Source organism: Streptomyces sp. RLA012 (assembly GCF_056270325.1).
Genome location: NZ_JBWDPA010000002.1, coordinates 10,924,872 through 10,947,491 on the forward strand (window position 1 = coordinate 10,924,872; position 22,620 = coordinate 10,947,491).

Below are 22,620 nucleotides of genomic sequence, written 5' to 3' on the forward strand. Positions count from 1 at the left end.
GTCTCATTGGGCGGGACGACCTGTGACCGCTGATCAGAGACCTGTCAGGGCACGGTGGGAGCGCGGTGGTCGGCAGTCGGCAGTGCTGCGATCAGCAGTCGGGAGAGCTGTGATCAGGAGTCGGGAGAGCTACGGTCAGCAGTCGGGAGCGCTGTGCTGGGCGGCCGGATGCACCGCGGCCTCCTCCGGATGCAGCCACACAGGGCCGTTGCCGGTCTCGACACGGACGGCGTCCGCCGGGGGCCACGGGCCATGGGTCAGCAGCCTGCGCTCCGGGTCGGTCAGGCTCCGGTACCGCGTGAGCGCCTCCGCCGGGGCCGACGTCACCGGGGCCGGCAGCAGCCCGGGAGACAACTCCTCGACCGCCGAGGCGTACTCCTCGTACGACCGCCAGCCGGGCACGGCACGGTACCCGGCGGCGGTGCGGACCAGCAGCGTCGGCAACGCGTACCGGTACTCGCCGTCGGCGGTCTCCTTGGCGGCGCCGGGATGCGGGGACCCGCCGGGTGCGGACAGCACCTCGCCGACCGGGCGACGCGCCTCGGCACGGTCCGCGCGCACCCGGTCCAGCACCGCGGCCGACGCCGCTTCGGCAGCCAGCCGCTCAAGATCCAGGCCGGGCACGCCCGATACGGCCGACAGCGCCAACGCGGGGGTGTCCGCCGGTTCCCCGAGGACGAAGACGCTCTCCCGCAGCCGGCGCAGCACCCGCTCGGCCACCTCGCCGCCCTGCAGTTCGGCGGCCTTGGCGGTCAGCGAGGACGGCCACGAACTCGCCGCCACGCGGCTCAGCCGGAGCGCCCTCGGCGCCTGCGTATGGGTGCTGATGTCCTCGACGTAGCGCGCGTACCAGGCCGTCTCCGCCGCAGGGTCGGGCGGCGGGTCGTCGTCGTGGTCGAAGAGGATGCAGTACGCGCGACGCCAGCGCACCCGGTCGGCCAACGCCGCCCGCAGACGGCGGAAGACGGGCTCGGACCCCCAGGCCCAGGGACACAGCGGGTCGGTGTACTCCACCACCTCCACCGCCGGTCGGTCCGGTACGACCGTCACGCGACTCCCTTCCCGCCCAGCCCCGCGCCCGCCTCGGCGGGCAGCAGCGCGGCCAGGGTCGTCCCGCCCAGGATCGCGGCGGCGTCCGCCTCGACCTGGCGCCACACCCCGGGCAGACCGGAGGCGGGACCGGGGTAGTCGAGCCCGGCCAGTGGCTCACCCCGCAAGGTGATCAACTCGCCGTCCACGGCGCGCGCGACATCCAGGAGCGTGATCTCGTCGGCCGGCCGGCCGAGCCAGTACCCGCCCTCGCAGCCGCGCTGACTGCGCACCAGACCGGCCTTCCGCAGCTCGCCCACCACCGACTTCAGGAACCGGAAAGGGATCTGCTGGGAAGAGGCGACGGCCTCGCACGTGAGCGGGCGGGCAGGTTCGCGGGCGAGCTCCAACAGGGCCCGCATGGCGTAGTCCGCCTTCGCGGAGATATGCATGGGCACATCATGCCCGACGAGGCGCCCGTGACGAGGGCTTCCATCGGTCCCCCTCTTACATTGCGGGAACATTGCCGCAGGTGAAGGACAATGGACACCTCTTGACATCCTTTTCCGGGCGGCTCTAGCGTCCCCACCCATGAGCGAGCCGTTGACGACCCCCGGCGAAGGATTCCACCCCCACCTCCACGACACCGCCGGGCATCCGGTGGCGCCCCTGCACACCCGCCTGCACCACATCCGCGCCGACGCTCTCGACGGCGACACGGCACAGACCGGTGGCATGCGCAGGTTCGCCGCCGTCAGCGGCAGGACGGTCGGCTCCGAGAAGCTGTGGATGGGCCAGACCCATGTCGCCCCCTCCACCTCCTCCTCCGACCACCATCACGGCGAGTCGGAGACCGCCATCTATGTGGTGAGCGGGCACCCCGAGTTCGTCTTCCTCGACGACTCGGGCCCGCAGCCGGAGGAGGTGCGCCTGCGCACCTCTCCCGGGGACTACATCTTCGTGCCCCCGTTCGTGCCGCACCGCGAGGAGAACCCGGACCCCGCCGAAGAAGCCGTGGTCGTCATCGCCCGCAGCACCCAGGAGGCGATCGTGGTCAACCTTCCGCAGCTGTACGCGCTGTAGGTACGGCTGAAGTCCGATACACACACCAACGCGTGCCGCGCGGAGTCGGATGAGGAACCGCACGCTACGGCGGCCACGCGCTTCGCCGTCGAGGAGGCCGAGGTCCGAGGTCCGCGGGGCCGCCCGGGACGCCGTACAAGCCTGGCGCTGCCCGGCGTACGGGAGGACCGACCACCTCCTGCGTCCGACCGTCGAAGTGCGCCGAGCGGCTCAGAGGGTCGCCGCGTGGTCGGGGACGTACGTCTGCAGATCTCGCGGCGGGCGGACGTAACCCGTCGACGGCGGGCGGGGCGGCAGTTCGAGCACCGGCGGCGCCACCTCGTGGTACGGGACGGAGCCGAGCAGGTGGGCGATCATGTTCAGCCGGGCGCGGCGCTTGTCGTCGCTCTCCACGACGAACCACGGGGCTTCCGAGACGTCCGTGTGCACCAGCATCTCGTCCTTGGCGCGGGAGTACGCCTCCCAGTGGGTGATCGACTCCAGGTCCATCGGGGAGAGCTTCCAGCGGCGGGTCGGATCCTTCAGACGGCGCCGGAACCGTTTCTGCTGTTCCGCGTCGCTCACCGAGAACCAGTACTTGCGCAGCACGATCCCCTCCTCGACCAGCATCCGTTCGAAGATCGGGCACTGGCGCAGGAAGAGCTGGTACTCCTCCTTCGTACAGAAGCCCATGACATGCTCGACGCCGGCGCGGTTGTACCAGCTCCGGTCGAACAGCACGATCTCCCCGGCGGCCGGCAGATGCTCGGCATACCGCTGGAAGTACCACTGGGTGCGCTCACGCTCGGTCGGCTTGGGCAGTGCCGCCGTGCGTGCGATGCGCGGGTTGAGATGCTCCGAGACCCGCTTGATGGTGCCGCCCTTGCCCGCCGCGTCCCGGCCTTCGAAGATCACCACGAGCCGGGCGCCCTCGGTACGCACCCACTCCTGCAGCTTCACCAGCTCCGTCTGCAGCCGCAGCAGCTCCCGCTCGTACACCTCGACCGGCACCTTCGCCGTCTTCTCGTCGGCCATGCCGCCTCCTCCGCTCGATCACGCACACCTGTGTCACGCCCGGCGACACACCTCGTGACGCACCTCGATGACGTACGGGGTCGCCCTGCCCAAGGTCGGACTGCCCAAGGTCGAACACCAGGACAGCACCGTACTGACCGATGAAGAACCGCGCACCCTGGATGCCCACCGGTGGGCCGCCAACTGCCTTGCCGTGGGACAGATCCGCCTGACGCCAACCCGCGCAGAGCTCTTCGACGCCACCCGTCCTGCCAAGGGCGGCCCGCGCGTCCGCGATCCGTCGATCCCCTTCTACGAGGCGTTCGTGCACCTCCTCGCGCCGATGGGCACCCAGCGCATCAAGTGGCCGAAGACGTGGCGGGAGTTGGCGCGGCGGGCCCCGATCGCCTCCCACAGCCACCTGCTCACCTCGCAGGTGCGGCGTCAGGACCACGACGACTCCCTGGCACCGGACGCCGGCCCCGTGATGCACCGCCGCTGCCACTCCCCGGACACCACCGCCGTGACATCGGCCGGACCCGATGTCAGTGGTGCGTGTCAGACTCGGCCGCCCCCGATCAGGAAGGCAGACGATGACCGCCGCACCTGCCCCCAAGCACTATGCGCCCCGGTGGAGCAGCGACACGCGCCCCACGCCACCCGCTGTGGGCGGCGAGCGAGAGACGCTGAGTGCGTTCCTGGACTGGCACCGGGCGACCTTCGAGATCAAATGCGCCGGACTGCCGCCCGAGAGGCTGTCCGAACGGGCGGTGCCGCCGTCCACGTTGTCCCTGCATGGCCTGGTAAGGCATCTGGCCGGGGTCGAGCGCTGGTGGTTCCGCATCCAGTTCGCGGGTGAGGACGTCCCGATGCTCTATTACTCGGACGATGACCCCGACCAGGACTTCGACAGTCTGGATGGTGATACCGAAGAGGCATTCGCCGTCTGGCGGGCGGAGTGCGAACGGTCCCGGCAGATCACGGCTGCCGCGGCGACGCTGGACGTGACAGGGACCCGCAAGAGAACGGGCGAGCCGATCTCACTGCGCATGATCATGGTGGACATGATCGCGGAATACGCCCGGCACAACGGCCACGCGGACCTGCTGCGCGAACGCATCGACGGCGCCACCGGGATGTGAACCGGCGAACGCCGTGCCACGGGGCCGTGGTCCGGTTGGTCCAAGGTCTCTACAGCCGAGCTGAATTCAGTTAGGGTGCGGTGCCGACACTGACTGAGGAGGTCACCCGTGGCATTCGTTCTGATCCATGGCGCCGGCTCGGCGCGAACTGCTGGGACGAACTGATCCCCCACCTGAACGCGGCCGCACTGGCGGTGGACCTTCCCGGCCGCGGGACGAGGGCCGAAGCCGACCTGGGCACGGTCACTCTCGCGGACTGCGCGGATGCGGTCCGGGAGGACGTCGAGGCGAAGGATCTGCGGGACGTGGTGCTGGTCGGTCACTCCTTCGCGGGAGTCACGGTGCCGCGTGTTCTGGACCTCTTGGCCGACCGGATCCGTCACGTCGTCCTCGTGTCGGCCGTGGTGCCTCCGGACGGATCCCGGGTGCTCGACCAGATCGATCCCGAGGTGCGGGATCTGGTCGAGCGGTCCATCGCCGGCGGTGTCTACCGCCAGACCCGCGAGGGCGCCGCCGCGATGCTGTGCAACGACATGGACGAGGTGACCGCCGCGTCCACTCTGGACCGACTGGCCGACGACTCGGCCGCCCTGCTGAGCGAGACGGTGGACCTGAGCGGCTACGGGCGAGAGATCCCCCGGACCTACGTACACCTCACCCGGGACCAGTGCTACGTCGAGGAACTCCAGCAGCGATCCATCGCGTTGCTGGGGCCCGATGTCGTCGATCTCGACACCGGCCATATGGCGATGATCAGCGCGCCCGAAAAGTTGGCCGGCGTCCTCAACACCCTTCACGGCTGATCGCAGGGGCCGCTGCATCGGGCGTTCCTGCGCCGGGCGCCGCCGGGCGTCGAGGGATGCCCGATGCGTGCGCTGCTCCAGGTGATCATCATGTCTCCGCCCCGGGCACCCGCAACCGGCACTAGGTGTACGTGACCGCCGCGGACGGCGGAAGCCCGATCCCCACGGCGCCGAGTTGCGCCGTGGGACACCTCACGGCGCACCCGGTCGAGATCCCGCTCCCCCCGGACTCCCGACGGTCCCGTCCTGGCGGGGCCCCAGGGCGGCTCAGGCGATCCGCGCCTCGCCGTACGGCACCAGCCGTACCGGCCCCATCAGGCCGTACGCCTGTGGGGCGAGCCCGCCGTAGACCCCGGGGTCGCTGACCCGCAGTCGGTTGGCGAGCGGGGTGGCGACCTCGACCTCGATGACATTGACCCCTCGCTGGAGCAGGCCGCCCAGGTCCACCACCGGATGGATCTGGTCGACCGGGTCGAGGCGTCGGCCGTTGACGGTGACCCGGCAGGTGTCGGTCACGGCGCCCAGCTCCAGGCGGGCGCCGTGACCGCCGGTCCAGGCGTCGTCGAGGGTGACGGTGGTGCGGTAGCGCCCGATGCCGGAGACGTCCGCGAGCTCGGTGATCCGCGACCAGGGCAGCAGCGCGTCGAGGGTGAGGTCGTGCTCGACGACGCTGGTGCGGTAGGCCGTGTCGCCCGGCCGCCAGTCCTGGACACGCAGGTGCCAGGAGGTGAGTTCCCTCGCCTCGGGGACGGTCCTGAGTGTTGTCCGCACGGTGCGGCCGGTGGACAGGACGGTGCTGTACGTGCCCGCCGTGGCGGCTCGGACGGTGAGGCCGACGTCGCCGAAGCGCACCTCGTCCGCCTCGCTGTCGACCGCGTGCGGACGGCCGCCGTGGCGGTCGCCGAAGAGCCCGGGGCGGCCGATGGCCAGGATCAGGGTCTCGGCGGGCTGGAGGGTGACCCGGGTGGTGACGCTGTCGCCGTCCTCGGTGTAGCGGGCGAGGCGTTCGGCCTTTCCGGTCCACGGGTCGAGGACGTACGGCACGGCGTCGGCCGTCGTGCGGTGCAGGGTGACCTCGTGGTCGATCGCGGCGACCGGGGGTTTGACGGTCTCGGCGTGTTTGCCGTTGCACAGGTAGTAGTAGTCGACCCCGTCGGCCACGCGGTGGGCGTTCAGCAGCGTGGAGGAAGCCGCGTACCGGACGTCGGGTTCCACCCCGAGGTCGGCGAGAGCGGTGGGAACGGCCGCCTTGTCGGCGACCTGGCGGACCAGCGGCTGGGTGACCAACTCGGCCACCACGGAGCGCAGTTCGTCGGTCTCGCCGCCGGCCGGGATGCCAGGTGTCACAACGGTGTCCCAGGCGCCGAGCAGGACGACGGGCAGTCCGGCGCGGGTGAGCCGCAGCAGGGCGCGGGCGTCGGACAGCGCGAGGGTCACCGTGGAGCCGTAGAAGAAGTCGCCCTCGACGAACAGGGCCTTGTACGCCGGGCCGTCCGGCGCGAGCCGTCCCCGGCGCACGACGGCGGCGGGCAGGTCGAGCAGCGGCCCGCTGAGGAACTGGTGGGTCCAGCCCAGCGGGATCCCCGTCGCGGTGAACCAGGAGGCGCCGATGCCGGTGGCGGTGTATCCGGTCTGCCGGAAGACCGCGACATCGGCGCGGGGACGGCCGGTCCGCAGCACCTGGTGGACACGGCCCAGGTACCCGGACACGTCCGGGAGATGCCGCCAGGTCGGATGCCTCGGCCCCCAGGACTCGCCGTAGCCGACCGTCCCCTTGTACGGGGTGAAGGCCGCGTATCCGGGCCAGTCCACGCCCGGCAGCTCGGCGTAGGAGAAGCCGTGGACGACGGTCTGGTTGACTCCGGCGGCGTAGGCGCCGCCCATGGTCCGCAGGAACTTCTGCCATGTGGTGCTGTAGGCGCCACCGGCGTAGGCGCCCGCCTCGCAGGACAGCACCGTACGGCCCGCCATGTCGCGGCCGCCCGCCAGACAGCGGTAGTCGTCGAGGTTCTTGAAGCCGAGGGATTCGCCCTCGGGGATGTCGAGGAGCGCGGCCGAGGCGATCGCGTCCGTCTGCAGTCCATAGGGCTGGGACCGCAGTTCGAGGCCGAGGGAGTGGGCCCAGGCGCGCAGGGCCGTCACATGGTGCCGGTTGAAGAGGACGGAGACGGTCTCCCAGAAGTCGTGCCGGATCTGCCGGGTGACGGCGGCCTCGAACGCGAAGACCTGGCTGCCGTGGTTCAGGACCACCGCGGGCAGCAACGGCAGCAGGGAGCGGCCCGTGTGCGCGAGGAAGGCGTCCGGCAGGCCGGGGGTCCACTGGAGCCCGTCCGTCTCCAGCTCGATGGAGTCCTCGAACAGCGCCCCGCCGGAGACCTTGAGGAGTCGGCGGACGGTGGGGGAGAGGAGGTGGGTCTCCCAGAAGTCGGTCACCGCGCGGGTGCCGGCCGCGCTGAAGTGATCGACCACGTATGCGGCCGGGGCGGTGTGCGGTCCTCCCTCCGGGGTCTGCCCGGAGCCGCGCACCCAGTAGGAGACGATCACCCAGGTGCCGTCGTCGGGCGCCGTCCAGGTGAGGGAGCCGTCGCTGACGGTGCCGGTGAGGTCGAGGACCGAGTCGAGGTCGAGCCCCGTCTCCTTGCGGGTGGAGTTCGCGGGGTTCACCCGTGCGGCCTGGACCAGCAGCAGCCGCTGCCGGGTCACACCCGACGCGGCGGCGTACACCGGGGGCGGCACGGCACCCGAGTAGGCCGTTCCCGCGGTCAGGGTGACCGATCCGTGGGCGAGTTCCTTGACCGCAGCCGCACTGTCCGGCGTGATGCCGGGGACCGCCGCGGGCCAGCTCGGACCGATCGTGAGATCGACGGTGAGGCCGCGCCGGGCCGCCTGACCGAGCGCCGCCTCCACTCCGGCCACCCACGCGGCACTGCCCCAGCCGTGGCGCGCGGTGTCCAGGACCGAGGGGTCGGTGACGCTGTGATGGACGGCGGCTATCTCGGCGCCGCCGAAGCCGGCGTCGGCGATCTGGTCGATCTCCCGTCTGATCTCGTCGGGCTGCACCAGGCCGTCCGGCCACCACCAGCGGAACCTCGGCCGCACGGCGCGCCCGGGCGCCACGAAGGGCGGGCCGACGGTGGTCGAGGCCCCCGCCACCGCGGGCAGGCTCCAGTCGAACGCACCCGCCGCGGCCGTGGCGGCGGCGGCTCCGAGGAGAGTGCGGCGGGGAAGCCCCGAACGGCGGGCCGGGGTGACGTTGCTCATGGATCTCGTCCACTCTCTCGGAGGGCAGCACGAACAGGACCCCTTGGGGCCCACGGTTTTGAATCGTTTAAATCCCTCGGGAAGCTACGGCCCCGGATCGGAGAGCGTCAAGATCCGTGCACACCTTCGACCACACTCGCGTCAGGCGGCACGCGTGAGCCTCGCAGGCGGATATCAGGAAGTTGTCAGGGTGTGGGAAGCCCCTCTCTCTCCCTGTTTCCCGAGCGCAGGCGCTTACTATCGGCCGCGTGTGCGCATATGTGCTGGTCGCGGAAGACGACGAGAAACAGGCGGAACTGATACGCCGCTCGCTGCTGAAGGAGGGACACACCGCGACCGTGGTCCATGACGGCGGGGCCGCCCTGGCGGAGGTCCGGCGCCGCAAGCCCGACCTGGTCGTCCTGGACCTGATGCTTCCGGTCGTCGACGGCTTCGGAGTGTGCCGGACGCTGCGCCGGGAGGACGACATCCCCGTCCTCATGCTCACCGCCCGCTCCACCGAGGACGACGTCCTGCTCGGCCTGGAACTCGGCGCGGACGACTACATGACCAAGCCCTACAGCCCGCGCGAACTCATGGCCCGCATCCGCACGGTCCTACGGCGCAGCGGGCGCCCGACCACCGAACAGGAACGGGTCATCCGTGCCGCCGGCCTCACCGTCGACCCGGTCCGGCACGTGGTGCACTGCGACGGCTCACGCGTGGAGTGCACACCGGGCGAGTACGAGATCCTGCGCGCCATGACCGCGGAACCCGAGCGGGTCTTCTCCCGGCGGCAGTTGCTCCAGCACACCCGGGGGATCGACCGGGCCTCCACCGAACGGGCCATCGACGTGCACATCATGAACCTGCGCAAGAAGATCGAGGCGGATCCCCGCAGGCCCACGCGGCTGCTGACGGTGTTCGGTGTGGGGTACAAGCTCAGCGGTGAGCGCGGATGAGCTCCGGCATACCGCTGCGCAAGAGGCTGCTCGTACGGCTGATGATCACCTCGATGCTCATCGCGCTCTGCTCGGTGGCGGCGACGGCGTGGCTCGCGGTGCAGACGACCACCCGGGCCATCCAGGAGGAGCAGGGGCAGGCGCTCGCCGACGACACGGACATCCTCCGGCAGCTCAGCGGATACGCCGCCACCCACCCGAGCTGGGCGGGTGTCCAGAACACCGTGCGCCGGCTGTCGGCGGCCACGGGGCGACGGATCGCTCTGACGACGGCGGACCGTACGCCGATCGCCGACTCCGCGAAGTCCCGCACCGCCCTGCCGCCCGGGGCCGCCGCCACCGTCGACCCCCTGCACACCGACACCTACTCGGAGCCAGGGGCCCAGCTCAGCGGCGTCGACCCGCGCGCGGTGGGGCCCTACCGGCTGACGTCCCTGGAGCGGGCACAGCTGGGCAAGCTGGCAGTCATACGGCAGAAGTGCGCGGCGCAGTACGGCGTCGACACCACGATCACCTGGACGCCGAGCGGTCGGCCCGTCCTGGCGGGCGAGAACGGGATCCTCCCGAACTCGACCGTGCCCGAGGCGTGCGCGGACGGACAGCTCAACAGCCTGACGCAGACCGAGGAGAAGGCGCTGGCCGGGCTGACGAGCCTCGCCGAGGCGTGCCTGCGGCGCAAGGACGTTGTTCTGCCCGCGCGGGGGTTCATCTCACTGGAGTTCTCCAGTCAGGCCCCGCAGCCGCAGTTCGCCCTGGGAGGGAAGGGCCTGGACGGGCATCCCACGGCGCTCGCGGCGAAGGGCAACGAGTGCGTCGCCCAAGCGCGGCGCGAGCAGCTCGACCCCGATGTCGCGCCCGTCGCCGAGCTGTTCCTGGGCACGGGGGACAGCCCCGTTCCGCACTTCGACATGTCGAACACCAACAAGGCCAAGATCGTCGGCGTCGCCGGTCTCGTCCTCGCTCTCACCGTGGCCGTGACCGCGCTGGTCGCCACCAGGCTCGTACGACCGCTGCGCGCACTGACGCAGGCCGCGCAGCAGCCGCCGGAGCAGCATGTACGGGTTCCCGTCACCACCCGGGACGAGACGGGCATCCTGGCGATGGCGTTCAACGAGCTGGCCGAGCGACGTGAACGCATGGAGATCCAGCGCAAGGCGATGGTCAGCGACATCGCGCACGAACTGCGCACCCCGCTCACCAACATCCGCGGCTGGCTGGAGGTGACCCGCGACGGCATCGTCGACCCCGACCCGGAACTGCTCGCCTCCCTGCACGAGGAGGCGGTGCTCCTCCAGCGGGTCATCGACGACCTCCAGGACCTCGCGGCGGCCGACGCGGGCACCCTCACGCTGCACCGCGAGGCCGTCCGCGCCGACGAGCTGCTCGAACAGGTGGCCGCGGCGCACCGGGTGGGGGCGGAGGCGGCGGGTGTCACGCTGCGCGGGGCGGTCGACGGGGCGGCCTCGTTCGCGGGGGAGGGGACGCCGTGGCTCGACGCGGACCCGGTGCGGATGCGGCAGGCGCTCGGCAATCTGGTCTCCAACGCGATACGGCACACCTCGGCCGGCGGCACCATCACGCTCTCCGTGCGACGGCAGGACGACGGGCAGGTCGCACTCGAAGTGGCCGACACCGGCAGCGGTATCGCCCCGGAGGATCTGCCCAGCGTCTTCGACCGGTTCTGGCGGGCCGAGAAGTCCCGCAGCCGCCGCACCGGAGGCAGCGGGCTCGGCCTGTCCATCGTCCGCCAACTGGTCGCCGCTCACGGCGGTACGGTCGCGGTGAGGAGTGAGCTCGGCGTGGGCTCGGTCTTCACTCTCCGGCTTCCCGGCGCTGTCGTTCCGGTGGACGCGGAGGAGCTCCGCTGACCTGCGCAGGGTGGTGGTGCCGATACCAGGATCCGCGTTCCTCCTCCCAGGAGGGATCTGGTTGCCCCGACCTCCTGGGAGCACTGTGGTCACATGAACACCACCAGGATGCCGGGGGCCAGAATCCGAGTCACGCCCCTGCGGTCGCTCGCGGGACGTACGTACATCCCGGGTCGTGGAACAAGCGGCAGCGGCGGACAGAGCGGAGCGGGGTCCTCAGAAGGTCAGACTCCAGTTGTCGAGGTAGCCGGGGTCGACGGTGAAGATGCCGGGGGTGTTGTCCGTGACACGGAGCCTCCAGGTGCCGTTGGCGGGCAGTGCCGAGGCATCGACGGTGTAGGTCGCGTGCAGTTCCGTGCCGGTGTCCCACACGAAGTCCTTCACTAGCAGCGCGGTGCCGTCCTCACCGACCAGGCTGATGACCTGGCCGCCGATGAAGTCGTGGACGAGATCGACGGTGACCTTGAGGTCGCCGGAGGCGTTGCCCTCCCGCCCGGTGACGACGATCGGGGACTCGATGGTCTTCCAGTTGGGGATGTCGAACCGGGCGGGATTGACGAAGAAGTCTCCGCCGGAGGCGAGCACCGTCCAGGTGAAGGGAAGTGTGAGCGTCTCCGCCGCGGAGTTCTTGATGGCGACGGCCGGTGTGAAGGCACCGGCCGTCGTCGGCGTGCCGGAGATCAGTCCGGTGACCGGGTCGATCGACAGGCCGCCGGGCAGACCGGTGGCGGAGTACGTCAGGCTGCCCGGACGCGTGCTGGTGGCCTCGATCGGACGGCTGACCGGCTGGCCGACCGCCGCGTCACGGGTGGAGGGCGCCTGCGCGGCGATGTGCTGGACATAGCGGGGCCCGATGTTGACGGCGGCCCAGGCGTTGCCCACGGCCTCGTACGCGTCGCTGGTCGTGCCGAACAGGTCGGCGGCGGCCTGGAGGGTGGCGGTGCGGGCGCCCGCGTAGTCGGTGTTGCTGGTCATGTAGCGGGTCAGGGCCCGATACCAGACGTTGGTGGCGTTGCGCAGGCCCAGACCGGAGACGGGCAGACCGTCGTAGGTGGGGCTGTCGTAGCCGATGCCGTTGAGGGTCTGCTGCCCGCTGCCCTCGGCGAGCAGATAGAAGAAGTGGTTGGCCACGCCCGAACTGAAGTGCGGGTCGAGCTTCTTGGTCCCGGTGGTCCAGTAGTCCTGGCTGGTGCCCTTCGCCGAGGCGTCCTTGGAGGGCTGGTCCATGTAACGCAGCGGCTTGCCCGTGCCACGGACGTCGGCGAGCTCGCCGATCCGGTAGTCGGGCACATCGGTGGGGCTGTTCGCGAAGAACTCCACGGCGGTGCCCATGATGTCGCTGGTGGCTTCGTTCAGCCCGCCGGACTCACCGGAGTACGCCAGGTTCGCCGTGGCGGAGGTGACACCGTGCGTCATCTCGTGTGCGGCGATGTCGAGTTCGGTGAGCGGACGCCTGTTGTCCAGCCCGTCCCCGTACGTCATGCAGAAGCAGAGGTCGTCCCAGAAGGCGTTGGCGTAGTTGCTGCTGTAGTGCACACGGGAGCGGGCGCCGACCCCGTCGTCGGCTATCCCGTTGCGGCCGAACAGGTCGTGGTAGAAGTCCCAGGTCTTCTGCGCGCCGTAGGCGGCGTCCACACCGGCCGTCTGCCGGTCGTCGGGTGTGCCATTGCCCCAGACATCGTTGTCATCGGTCAGCAGTGCGCCGTTTCCCCCGACTCCGGTCAGGTCGTACGTCGAGTGCCCACCGCGTTGGGGATCGGTCAGCTGATACAGATCGCCGCTGCGTACGGAGCCGATCTGTACGGTGCCGCTGTACTGGCTGACCCCCGTACCGGCCCGGATCTGCTCGAAGCTCCCCAGCCGTGCACCGCTCTCGGCGTCGGTCACGACATGCAGACTGCTCGGCGTGCCGTCCTCCTGCACACCGGTGACGACGCTTTCCCAGGCGAGCGCGGGCTCGGCGCCGCCGCCGGCCCAGACGACCAGCCGTGGCGCGCCCTCGGGGGCGGCCTCGTCCGTCTTTCTCGTCCTCGCTTCGGCCAGGGCCGACTTCTTCGCCGTCGCGGCCGGTACGGCGGCTTTGGTGGTCGGCACGGAGAGGACGGCCGCCGAAGTCTTCGAGACCGTACGGGTGTCGCCGTTCTGGTGGACCACGAGGTCGCCGCCGAGGACGGGCAGCCCGGCGTAGGTGCGCTCGTAGCGGGTGTGGACCGTGCCGTCGGCGTCCTTGATGACGTCCTTCGGTATGAGCTTCTCCCGGTCGCCCAGCTTGAGCGAGCGGGCGGTGGTGGCACCTGCACCGGCCGCCGCGCCGAGCAGCTTCTGCCGCTGGGCGGCGGAGAGTTCGACGGTTCTGGCGCCCGGTCTGGGGTCGGCGGCTATGTGCCGTGGTGCCCGATCCGCTCGATCCGCGGCCGGAGCGGAGCTCCAGGCCGGGAGTGCCGAGGCGACGAGCGCCGCCAGCGCGACCGTAGCGATGGCCGCCACGCGTCGCCCGGCGAAGCCGCCTCGACGGGCGGGAGGTGAATCCTGGGGCGCGGGCGCCCCGGTGGTACGGAAGGTGACCGTCACTGCTGCAACTCCTTGGGCCCGACTGCGAGAGGACAGCCGGTGAGAGGGCGAACCGGAGAGCCTCAGGAACGGTGGCCCTCCGGGCGGAGAGGTGCGGTGACGACCGTGCGGTGCTTGGATCGTTTCAGCAGGAAGCGGCGACTGTCACCACTGCGGAGATCATTGTCCGAAATTCGGTGAGCGAGAGGCGTACGTCCGCTGCTGGGCGCGGTGGATCACGTGGGGTCTTAACGCGACGGCAACACGGCACCGGCGTACGCCAATCGGCCATTTCCCGACCAAGGGAGGCGCGGACGCGGTGCCTCTCGCCGGACCGTGGCGTGCGGACCGTGGTGCCCAGGGTCTGGTGTCCGGGGTGTGGTGTCCGGTCAGCGGAATACGTTGTCCGAATCGTCCCAGATCGACGGTTCGTTCAGCGTGTACTCGCGAGGGACCCTCGACGACGTCTGGTACATCGCGTCGATCTCGGCGGCGAAGCGCCGTGAGATGGCGTCCCTGCGCAACTTCATCGACGGGGTCAGAAGGCCGTTGGTCAGGTCGAAGGGTTCCGGAAGGACGCGGAACACCTGGATGGAATCCGAGCGGGACACGGTGGTGTTGGCCGCGGCGACGGCCCGTCTGACCTCCTCCCGCAGCTCGTTCTCCTCCCGCGCGTCCCGGGCCGGCGCGTCACCCTTGGACCAGGCCCCGCGCCAATGCGCGAGGAACTCGGGATCCAGGGTGATCAGGGCGCCCACACAAGGCCGGTCGTCCCCCACGATCACCGCTTGATGGATCAACGGATGGACCCGCAGACGGTCTTCGAGGGGGGCGGGAGCAACGCTCTTGCCGCCGCTCGTGATGATGATGTCCTTCTTGTGGCCGGTGATGGTCAGATACCCCTCGGCGTCGAGGCGACCGATGTCGCCCGTCGCCAGCCAGCCGTCCCGGAACGCGGCATACGTGGCCGGGGGGTCGTTGACGTACCCCTGGAACACCGAGGGGCCCCACACCATGATCTCCCCGTCGTCGGCCACCCGGATGTCCGTGCCGGGCAGGGCGCGTCCGACGGTTCCGAACTTCTCCCGCCCCACGGGCTGGGCGGTGATGCCGCCGCTCGTCTCGGTGAGCCCGTATCCGTCGTGGACGAGGATCCCGATGCCCGCGTAGAAGAGGGCGAGTTCACGGTTGAGCGGGGAGCCGCCCGACGCCGCGCCGCGCACTCTTCCCCCCAGGGTGGCCCGCAGCTTCCGGTAGACGGTCTTCTCGTAGAGGGCGTGCTGCAGGCGCAGGTCGAAACCGGGTCCGGTACCCGTGCCGAGTCGCTGGCGTTCGGTGGCAGCGGCGAAGTCCCGTGCGGTCTGGGCGGCACGCTCGAACAGGGCACCACGGCCCGACCGTTGCGCCGCGCGCAGGAAGTTCTTGTAGATCTTCTCGAAGACGAACGGCACGGCGTAGAGGAAGGTGGGACGGAAGGAGCGGAGGGCCTCGGAGAGTGACCGCTCGCTCAGATCGGGCTCGTGGCCCATCACGATGCCGCCCCGCAGACACAGCCCCTGGACCATCAGGCCGTACACGTGCGAGAAAGGCAGGAAGGCGAGGATGGCGGGCTGCTCACCGGGGGGAGCGGCCGTGTGTCTCCACCCTTCGAGGATGGTGTCGCAGGGGCTGGCCAGGCTGTGGTGGGACAGGGCGCAGCCCTTGGGGTGCCCCGTCGTGCCGGAGGTGTAGGCGACGACCGCGGTCGAGTCGGGCAGCACGATACGGCGCAGCGAGTCGACGGTCGTCGTAGGGATCGCCCGGCCCCGCTCGGCCAGCTGCGTCAGGGCCCCGGTGTCCAGCTGCCAGACGTGGCGCAGCGACGGGAGCGACGCGCACGCCGAGCCGACCGTCATGATGCCCTGCTCGTCCTCGACGACCACGGCGACACAGCCCGCGTCCTGGAGGATCCACGCGACCTGCTCGTGCGACGAGGTCGGATAGATCGGCACGACCTCGGCGCCCACCGTCCACAGCGCGTAGCTGAGTACGGTCCACTCGTAGCGCGTGCGCGCCATGACGGCCACCCGGTTTCCCGGACGGATACCGGACACGACCAGCCCGCGGGCCAGGTCCACCACTTCTTCCCACAGCTCGGCCGCGGTCACGAAGACCCAGCCGCCCGCGGGGCCGTCGGCGCGGCGCGCGATCTGCGGAAGGTCCGGCTCACGGCGTGCCGTCTCGAAGAGACTGTCGGCGAGTCCCCCCTGCATCACTGTCGTAACCGACGGAGGAATGTCGAACGCGTGCATCGCCGCTCCAGAATTCTCCTCAACATGACCTCACCTAGAGGCGACGGTGCCGAGGATTCCCGAATCTAGCCCAGACTGACGACAACTGTGCAGGATTCAGGCCTCAGTTCGCCTACCGATGAGATTACGGTCGGCGGATGTACTCCCTGCTTCGGCCCCCGGTCACCAGGACGTCGTACGCGCGCTGCCGTCCCGGTCGCACTCGCCGGAGCGCCGAGAAGTCGCCGCCCAGGGTGACGCGGCCGAGAGCCGCGCCCGCTCCCGGGTACGTGGACGGATCGTGTCGGGTGGTGGCGGACCCGACCGGGGCGGGCGGCGCGACCTCCGTCTCCGCGACCGCGGCGGCGAGCGCGAGAGGGGAGGCCGCGTCCTCGTCGAAGTAGCGGCCGACCCGACCGTAGTTCGGGCCCGTCGCGCTGCGACCGCATCACCTCCGGCAGGTACTTCGTGACGGGCACCCCACCGATGCCGTCCCCTCGCTATGCTCCGGATCATGCCCACAGCCCTGGTCACCGGAGCGACGGCGGGAATCGGAGCGGCGTTCACGCGGCGACTGGCCGCCGACGGCTTCGATCTGATCCTGCTCGCCCGCGACGTCGCGCGCCTCACGCGGGCCGCCGAGGAGTACCGAGCCGTCCACGGGGTCGAGGTGGAGATCCTCGCCGCCGATCTCACCACCGAGGACGGCCTCGCCGCGGCGGAGCAACGGGCCGGCCGCGGCGTCGACCTGCTGGTCAACAATGCCGGATTCGGCCAGCGCGGTGACTTTCTCGCCACCGAGCTCCCCGACGAACTGGCGATGCTCCGGGTGCACTGCGAAGCCGTGCTGCGTCTGACGCGTGCCGCGCTGCCCGGCATGGTGATGCGGGGACGCGGGGGCGTCGTGAACGTCGCCTCGGTCGCGGCGTTCTTCCCACGCGGAACGTACAGCGCGTCCAAGGCGTGGGTGGTCACCTTCAGCGAGAGCGTCCGCCAGGAGGTGAGCGGCAGCGGTGCCCATGTGATGGCACTGTGCCCCGGCTGGGTGCGCACCGAGTTCCACGAACGGTCGCAGATGGACACGTCCGGCATCCCCGAGTCCCTGTGGCTGGAGGCCGACGAGCTCGTCGACGCCGCGATCCGCGACTTCCGCAGAGGTGTCCCGGTGAGCGTGCCGGACGTGCGGTACAAGGCGCTCGCCGGGCTCGGCCGACTGCTGCCGCGCCGCCTCACCGCCCACTTGTCCGCGCGGGCGGGGAGCCGACACTAGAACGCGCGGGTCGACGCCGTCGGGGCGGAGTATGCCTGCGCGGGGGCGACGCGGAGTGCGTGGACCGTTGGTTGACGCGGAGCACGGCGACCGGCGGTCGACACGGAGTCCATGAGTAGGCGATGCGAGCCGGCTCGGGCAGCGGCTTCAGCCAGAGCTCCTGACGCCCACGTCGACCGGTCGTCCGCGGGACCCGCCCGTCATGGCGACCGCCGGCTGCTCGGCGTACCCCTTGACTTCACAAGACCCCCGCGCGACATTCCTGACTCCGCATCAGAACCGGGACGCCGCAGGCCGGTCGCTTCCCGGGGCACAGCACGCTCTCCCATTCCTTCGCCCTGCTGGAGCGCCCTGCCATGTCCACTAGCGCGGATCCTGCGAGACGTACCGAATCCTCTCCCGCACACCCCACCGCGCCCTCCTCCGGGTCCGGCCCCTCGCGGCGTCGGGTGCTCGGTGCGGCGACGGGGGCCGGCCTCGTGCTCGCGGCCGGACTTCCGGGAGCCGCCGACGCGGCCGACCTGCCCCTGCTCGGCACGTACGACGTCGTGGTGATCGGTTCCGGAGCGGCGGGGATGACCGCCGCGCTGACGGCCGCGAAACAGGGCCTGAGCTGTGTCGTCGTGGAGAAGGCAGCCACGTTCGGGGGCTCGGCGGCGCGCTCCGGTGCGGGCATCTGGATCCCGAACAACCCGGTGATCCTCGCCGCGGGAGTGCCGGACACCCCGGCGAAGGCCGCCACCTACCTCGCGGCGGTGGTCGGGCCCGACGTCTCCACCGCACGTCAGCAGGCCTTCCTCGGCCACGGCCCCGCCATGATCTCCTTCGTGATGGCGAACAGCCCGCTCCGTTTCCGCTGGATGGAGGGCTACAGCGACTACTACCCCGAGCTCCCCGGCGGACTGCCCGGCGGCCGCTCCGTCGAACCCGACCAGCTCGACGGAAACATCCTCGGCGCCGAACTCGCCCATCTGAACCCGTCGTACATGACCGTCCCGAGCGGCATGGTCGTCTTCAGCGCCGACTACAAGTGGCTCACGCTCGCGGCGGTCAGCGTGAAGGGAGCCGCCGTCGCCACCACATGCCTGGCCCGCGGCACCCAGGCGGCGCTCCTCGGCCAGAAGCCCCTCACCATGGGTCAGTCGCTGGCGGCAGGGCTGCGCGCCGGTCTGCTCGCGGCCCAGGTGCCGGTGTGGCTGAACACCCCGCTGTCCGACCTGTACCTGGAGAACGGCACCGCCACAGGAGCCGTGGTCATCAAGAACGGCACACCGGGCCTGGTCAGGGCCCGGCACGGCGTGATCGTCGGCTCCGGCGGCTTCGAGCACAACGCGGCCATGCGCGACCAGTACCAGCGGCAGCCCATCGGCACCGAATGGACGGTCGGCGCCAAGGAGAACACCGGTGACGGGATCCAGGCGGGGCAGCGGGCCGGCGCGGCGCTCGACCTGATGGACGACGCCTGGTGGGGACCGGCGATCCCGCTGCCCGACCAGCCCTACTTCTGCCTCGCCGAACGCACTCTGCCCGGCGGACTCCTCGTCAACGCCGCCGGAGCGCGCTTCGTCGACGAAGCGGCCCCCTACAGCGACGTCGTGCACATCATGTACGACCGTGACACGAGCGCGCCCGACATCCCGGCCTGGCTGATCGTCGACCAGAACTACCGCAACCGCTACCTCTTCAAGGACGTGCTGCCGACCTTCACGTTCCCCGACACGTGGTACACGTCCGGCGCCGCCCACAAGGCATGGACCCTCGACGCCCTCGCGGCTCGGATCGGCGTGCCCGCCGCCGCCCTGCGCTCCACCGTCAACCGCTTCAACAGCCTTGCCCTGAACGGCAACGACACCGACTTCCACCGCGGCGACAGCGTCTACGACCACTACTACACCGACCCCGCGATCCTCCCCAATTCATGCCTGGCGCCTCTGTGGCTCGCCCCCTTCTACGCCTTCAAGATCGTCCCCGGCGACCTGGGCACCAAGGGCGGCCTGCGCACGGACGCCCGGGCGCGTGTACTGCGCCCGGACGGATCCGTCATTCCCGGCCTGTACGCCGCCGGAAACGCCAGCGCGGCGGTCATGGGCCACAGTTACGCGGGAGCGGGTTCGACGATCGGGCCGGCGATGACGTTCGGGTACATCGCGGCGCGGGACATCGCGGCCGGCGCGGGAGCCTGAGGGATTCGCAACCACCGGTCCGTTCGGCGAGAGCTACCGGACCGCTCGGCGAGACCTCAGCCGACAGGAACCAGCGTGAGGTAGGCCATCCCCATGACTTGTCGGTAGCCCCTCAGCCAGCCGGCCCGATGGCGCTCCACGCGCTGCCGCGTCTCTTCGGCCCGCGGATGGTCGCCGTGGGCGGCCAGCCACTCCTCCACGTCGGCCTGGTAGCCGGACTCGAATTCCTCCCATTCATCGTTGTTGGCCGTCTCGATCCAGGCGGGACGGAACCCGGCGTCGACGGCGAGGTCGACGAGCCCGGCCAGATCGTGGAACTCGTCGGCGGAGGCGTCGGGCCACATGACGGCCAGTTCGGCGGAGGTGGGAGGGCGCTGCCAGAAGGCCTCGCCGAGCAGGACGCGCCCCGCTGGAGCGACCAGCCGTCGTAGCGCGTGCAGCGCGGCGGAGGTGTGGCCGGGTGGTGGTACGTCGCTGAGCGCATGGCTGGCTCCGAGGCACACCACGAGATCGGCGGGCCCATGTGCCGTATCGACCCCGGACTCCTGGAGAAAGCGCACACGGTGAGCCAGGGCGCGGGCGGCGGCGTTCTCACGTCCGCGAGCAAGGTCCTCTTCGCTGAGGTCGATGCCGATACCCGACGCACCGGGCGTCGCCTGGAGGATGCGCAGCATGAGTTCCCCCCAGCCGGAGCCGATGTCGAGGACCGTCGCCGGGCCCGCTTGAGCGAGTCTGTTCGTGATCCGCGTGGCTCGGGCCTCGGAGAGGGGACCGTGAAAGGTGAGCCGGGTCAGGCGCGGCGGAGCAAGCGTGTCATCCATGTGGCGGAACTCTAGATCCGGCCCGGCGGGGATGCGCAGGGGTTTTTCCCAGCTCCATCGGGTGCCGGGTGCCAGTTGCCCGGTGCCGGTACCCGGTGCCTTCGGCGGCGGCACGGGTGCGGACAGCCCCCGCGGTCGCCGTACTCACCCGCCCTCCGGGGGACGGGAGTGCGGGTCGGCGGCGGTGGGTACGGAGGGCTCTTCGGGGTCGTGACAGGCGATGAGAGCGGCTGTGTCGTCGTGCAGACGGTTGTCGCTGTATTCGAGGAGATCGTGATGGAGACGGTCGAGGAGTTCCCGGGGCGGGAGGAGGCCCCAGGAGCGGACGCGCTGGAGAAGGGGATAGAAGGTGCCGTCGTGGGCGCGTGTCTCGGTGACGCCGTCCGTGTACAGCAGGAGTTGGTCGCCGGGGCGAAAGGAAAGTTCGTCTACGTGATATGGCTCCCCGACGAGCACGCCGAGGTTGAGCGGCGGAGAGGACTGGTCCGTTTCCAGTTCGGTGACTTCGGCGGGGCCGATGAGCAAGGGCGGTGGATGGCCGCAGTTGACGATCCGGACGACACGGTCGGGGGCCACGATCTCCGCGAAGACCGCGGTGACGAAGCGCTCACCCATGTCGCTCCCGGGGAGATCCGCGGCCCGCCGGGTCACGCTGGTCTCCACCCGGCTCGCCAGTGCGGCGAGGTCGGGTTCGTCGTGGGCGGCTTCGCGGAAGGCGCCGAGCAGGGTGGCGGCGGTCTCCACGGCGAGAAGGCCCTTGCCACGGACGTCGCCGATCAGAAGCCGGACCCCGTGCGTGGTGGGTACGGCCTCGTAGAGGTCGCCTCCGACGTGTGCCTCCGCGGCGGCGGAGAGGTAGAAGCTCTCCACCAAGATGTCGCCGATGCGGTGAGGGAGTGGCCTGAGCAGGACGCGTTGGGCGATCTCGGCCACGAAGCGCACGGTGGCGAGCATGCGGTCCCGGCGGATCCGGCTGACAGCCAGGATGGTTCCCAGGGTGCCGACCAGGGCGGTGCAGAAATAGGCGGCCACGTAGTGCCGGTCCCACAGGTAGCCGACGGAGCGCCCCGCACAACACGGAGTGCCGGCCAGGACCCCTTGGAAGGCGATGGCGAACAGGGTGACTCCGGCGACGACGACGGGGCCGTGGGCGAAGGCGGCCACCAGCGGCAGAGCGATCAGCAGGAAGCTCACCGGCCACTCCACCGGCGTGAGGGGTTCGAGCAGCAGGACAGCCGCGACGTAGAAGACGGGCAGCCAGCGCATCCACGTGGCCGGTGCCGGCAGTGGGCGGCCTGCGCCGCCCGGCTGCGGCACGCGGCGGCCCGACTCCGCGGCGCGGCGCGGCCACCTCACAGCGTCCCGCGGCGCTGCGCGAGGGGCGGCGGGATCACGGACGCCGGCGAGGCGGGCGGCTGCACCGGGGCTGGGCCTGCGAGCGGACGACACGGCTGACGGCTCGCTTGATGCAGCCTGTACACACGGAACTCCTCGGACACGATTCCAGTCCAGCAAGACGCCCAGCCTGCTGCGCCCCGACACGGCGTGGCAGGCATTGGTCCACTCGGCGGCATGTCAAGGACCGGAGCGTGTGACGGCGGCGCACCCTGCCACGAGGGCGCCCGACGAGGACTGGGCCACATGCGGCGGGGGAGCCCGAAGCGGTGCGCGCGGGTGTGGTGACCGGCCCCGGCAGGGGGTGGCGCGTGGTCAGCGCGCCAGCAGGTCGTCCAGTTCGGCTGCGAACATCAGGGCGGGGTCGAAGCCCATCCCGTTGAAGTGGCCGGCGAGTTCCAGGGACAGGACGCCGTGCAGCCGCGTCCAGGAGGTCAACGCCCGGTGGAGGATCTCGGGTGTGGCGGGGTGGCCCTCCGCCCACTGCCGGTGGTCTTCGAGGTGCGCGTCGAACGGCGTCGCGGGGCTGCCCTGGGGCAGCGTGGCGCAGGCGTCGAGCAGGGTCGTCATGATCTCGGAGGCGATCGCGGTGATGTCGTCGGGCGCGTGGTAGCCGGGGACGGGTGTGCCGTAGACGAGGAAGTAGCGGTGGGGGTCGTCCAGGGCCCATCCGCGTATGGCATGTGCCAGCGCGACCACGTCGGCGCCGGACCCGGAGGCCGTCCGGAACGTGTCGGCAAGGCTTTTGTACGCGTCCCGGATGAGCTCGGTGATCAGCTCGTCGCGGCTGGCGAAGTACCGGTACAGCGCGGGTCCGCTCATGCCCATCTGCTTGGCGATCGCGTTGAGCGACAGCGCGGACGCTCCCGCCGTGGCGATCTGTCCCCACGCGCGTTCCTTGATCTCCGCACGCACCTGGGCGCGATAGCGCTCGCGCGGGGTCTTCGTCCCCGGTTCCGTCATGGTCTGCCACCTCTCCGCACCGACGATGATACAGGCTCAAGATTTAGT

The 22,620-nt window shown here is 70.7% G+C and carries 16 protein-coding genes and 1 pseudogene; 8 read left to right on the forward strand and 9 right to left on the reverse strand.

All coding sequences use genetic code 11. The features are described from left to right. Positions 1 to 135: 135 nt before the first annotated feature. Complete coding sequence (locus RV986_RS49815; RefSeq protein WP_475923716.1) at positions 136 to 1,050, reverse strand: DsbA family oxidoreductase; 915 nt, start codon at positions 1,048 to 1,050, stop codon at positions 136 to 138. Then, positions 1,047 to 1,481: an RrF2 family transcriptional regulator gene (locus RV986_RS49820; protein ID WP_475923717.1), complete on the reverse strand. Its 435-nt coding sequence runs from the start codon at positions 1,479 to 1,481 to the stop codon at positions 1,047 to 1,049. Before RV986_RS49820 ends, RV986_RS49815 begins: the two co-directional genes overlap by 4 nt. A gap of 139 nt (positions 1,482 to 1,620) precedes the next feature. Here RV986_RS49820 and RV986_RS49825 point away from each other — a divergent pair, with 139 nt between their 5' ends. Then, the gene (locus RV986_RS49825) at positions 1,621 to 2,112 is read left to right on the forward strand and encodes a cupin domain-containing protein (RefSeq protein WP_475923718.1); all 492 of its coding nucleotides are present in this window, start codon (positions 1,621 to 1,623) and stop codon (positions 2,110 to 2,112) included. Positions 2,113 to 2,322: 210 nt separating this feature from the next. Here the strand turns inward: RV986_RS49825 and ppk2 are convergent, their stop codons facing one another. Beyond that, positions 2,323 to 3,126 (reverse strand): polyphosphate kinase 2, encoded by an 804-nt coding sequence (ppk2, locus tag RV986_RS49830; RefSeq protein ID WP_475923719.1) that lies wholly within the window; start codon positions 3,124 to 3,126, stop codon positions 2,323 to 2,325. A 67-nt stretch (positions 3,127 to 3,193) separates the two neighbouring features. Here ppk2 and RV986_RS49835 point away from each other — a divergent pair. The 3 genes and pseudogenes from RV986_RS49835 to RV986_RS49845 form a co-directional block, all read left to right on the forward strand. Continuing rightward, positions 3,194 to 3,556, forward strand: a pseudogene (locus RV986_RS49835) (hypothetical protein); the annotation flags it as partial. 142 nt (positions 3,557 to 3,698) lie between these two features. Beyond that, positions 3,699 to 4,247 carry a DinB family protein gene (locus tag RV986_RS49840; protein ID WP_475923720.1) on the forward strand — a complete coding sequence of 183 codons (549 nt, stop codon included), beginning with the start codon at positions 3,699 to 3,701 and terminating at the stop codon, positions 4,245 to 4,247. 80 nt (positions 4,248 to 4,327) lie between these two features. Continuing rightward, positions 4,328 to 5,050 (forward strand): alpha/beta fold hydrolase, encoded by a 723-nt coding sequence (locus RV986_RS49845; RefSeq protein WP_475923721.1) that lies wholly within the window; start codon positions 4,328 to 4,330, stop codon positions 5,048 to 5,050. Between the two features lie 267 nt (positions 5,051 to 5,317). Here RV986_RS49845 and RV986_RS49850 read toward each other — a convergent pair whose 3' ends face one another. After that, a complete protein-coding gene (locus RV986_RS49850; protein ID WP_475923722.1) occupies positions 5,318 to 8,311 on the reverse strand; it encodes a glycosyl hydrolase in 2,994 nt (997 codons plus the stop codon). A 248-nt stretch (positions 8,312 to 8,559) separates the two neighbouring features. On the opposite strand from RV986_RS49850, the gene RV986_RS49855 reads away from it, so the two are divergent. Further along, positions 8,560 to 9,252, forward strand: coding sequence for a response regulator (locus tag RV986_RS49855; protein ID WP_475923723.1), 693 nt, complete (start codon positions 8,560 to 8,562; stop codon positions 9,250 to 9,252). Next, positions 9,249 to 11,120, forward strand: coding sequence for a sensor histidine kinase (locus RV986_RS49860; RefSeq protein ID WP_475923724.1), 1,872 nt, complete (start codon positions 9,249 to 9,251; stop codon positions 11,118 to 11,120). The genes RV986_RS49855 and RV986_RS49860 overlap by 4 nt, the downstream gene beginning before the upstream one ends. Before the next feature lie 216 nt (positions 11,121 to 11,336). Here RV986_RS49860 and RV986_RS49865 read toward each other — a convergent pair whose 3' ends face one another. Together RV986_RS49865 and RV986_RS49870 are read right to left on the reverse strand one after the other, a co-directional pair. Further along, the gene (locus RV986_RS49865; RefSeq protein WP_475923725.1) at positions 11,337 to 13,691 is read right to left on the reverse strand and encodes a M4 family metallopeptidase; all 2,355 of its coding nucleotides are present in this window, start codon (positions 13,689 to 13,691) and stop codon (positions 11,337 to 11,339) included. 368 nt (positions 13,692 to 14,059) lie between these two features. Continuing rightward, positions 14,060 to 15,961 (reverse strand): AMP-dependent synthetase/ligase, encoded by a 1,902-nt coding sequence (locus RV986_RS49870; RefSeq protein ID WP_475923726.1) that lies wholly within the window; start codon positions 15,959 to 15,961, stop codon positions 14,060 to 14,062. Positions 15,962 to 16,454: 493 nt separating this feature from the next. Between RV986_RS49870 and RV986_RS49875 the strand changes: the two genes are divergently transcribed. Further along, a complete protein-coding gene (locus RV986_RS49875; protein WP_475923727.1) occupies positions 16,455 to 17,210 on the forward strand; it encodes an SDR family NAD(P)-dependent oxidoreductase in 756 nt (251 codons plus the stop codon). A gap of 356 nt (positions 17,211 to 17,566) precedes the next feature. Further along, positions 17,567 to 19,393 (forward strand): 3-oxosteroid 1-dehydrogenase, encoded by a 1,827-nt coding sequence (kstD, locus tag RV986_RS49880; protein WP_475923728.1) that lies wholly within the window; start codon positions 17,567 to 17,569, stop codon positions 19,391 to 19,393. Positions 19,394 to 19,449: 56 nt separating this feature from the next. Here the strand turns inward: kstD and RV986_RS49885 are convergent, their stop codons facing one another. The 3 genes from RV986_RS49885 to RV986_RS49895 form a co-directional block, all read right to left on the reverse strand. Beyond that, positions 19,450 to 20,214 (reverse strand): SAM-dependent methyltransferase, encoded by a 765-nt coding sequence (locus tag RV986_RS49885; RefSeq protein ID WP_475923729.1) that lies wholly within the window; start codon positions 20,212 to 20,214, stop codon positions 19,450 to 19,452. 144 nt (positions 20,215 to 20,358) lie between these two features. Then, entirely contained in the window at positions 20,359 to 21,480 is a 1,122-nt protein-coding gene (locus RV986_RS49890; protein WP_475924697.1) for a PP2C family protein-serine/threonine phosphatase, read from the reverse strand. Between the two features lie 444 nt (positions 21,481 to 21,924). Next, entirely contained in the window at positions 21,925 to 22,572 is a 648-nt protein-coding gene (locus RV986_RS49895; protein ID WP_475923730.1) for a TetR/AcrR family transcriptional regulator, read from the reverse strand. Positions 22,573 to 22,620 lie beyond the last annotated feature (48 nt).

What these genes read in the sequence shown, in the direction of transcription:
- RV986_RS49890 (WP_475924697.1), bottom strand. Translation starts at nt 21,480, where the DNA reads ATGCGCTGGCTGCCCGTCTTCTACGTCGCGGCTGTCCTGCTGCTCGAA.
- RV986_RS49820 (WP_475923717.1), bottom strand. Translation starts at nt 1,481, where the DNA reads ATGCATATCTCCGCGAAGGCGGACTACGCCATGCGGGCCCTGTTGGAG.
- RV986_RS49870 (WP_475923726.1), bottom strand. Translation starts at nt 15,961, where the DNA reads ATGCACGCGTTCGACATTCCTCCGTCGGTTACGACAGTGATGCAGGGG.
- RV986_RS49825 (WP_475923718.1), top strand. Translation starts at nt 1,621, where the DNA reads ATGAGCGAGCCGTTGACGACCCCCGGCGAAGGATTCCACCCCCACCTC.
- ppk2 (WP_475923719.1), bottom strand. Translation starts at nt 3,126, where the DNA reads ATGGCCGACGAGAAGACGGCGAAGGTGCCGGTCGAGGTGTACGAGCGG.
- RV986_RS49895 (WP_475923730.1), bottom strand. Translation starts at nt 22,572, where the DNA reads ATGACGGAACCGGGGACGAAGACCCCGCGCGAGCGCTATCGCGCCCAG.
- RV986_RS49860 (WP_475923724.1), top strand. Translation starts at nt 9,249, where the DNA reads ATGAGCTCCGGCATACCGCTGCGCAAGAGGCTGCTCGTACGGCTGATG.
- RV986_RS49840 (WP_475923720.1), top strand. Translation starts at nt 3,699, where the DNA reads ATGACCGCCGCACCTGCCCCCAAGCACTATGCGCCCCGGTGGAGCAGC.
- RV986_RS49885 (WP_475923729.1), bottom strand. Translation starts at nt 20,214, where the DNA reads ATGGATGACACGCTTGCTCCGCCGCGCCTGACCCGGCTCACCTTTCAC.
- RV986_RS49875 (WP_475923727.1), top strand. Translation starts at nt 16,455, where the DNA reads ATGCCCACAGCCCTGGTCACCGGAGCGACGGCGGGAATCGGAGCGGCG.
- kstD (WP_475923728.1), top strand. Translation starts at nt 17,567, where the DNA reads ATGTCCACTAGCGCGGATCCTGCGAGACGTACCGAATCCTCTCCCGCA.
- RV986_RS49850 (WP_475923722.1), bottom strand. Translation starts at nt 8,311, where the DNA reads ATGAGCAACGTCACCCCGGCCCGCCGTTCGGGGCTTCCCCGCCGCACT.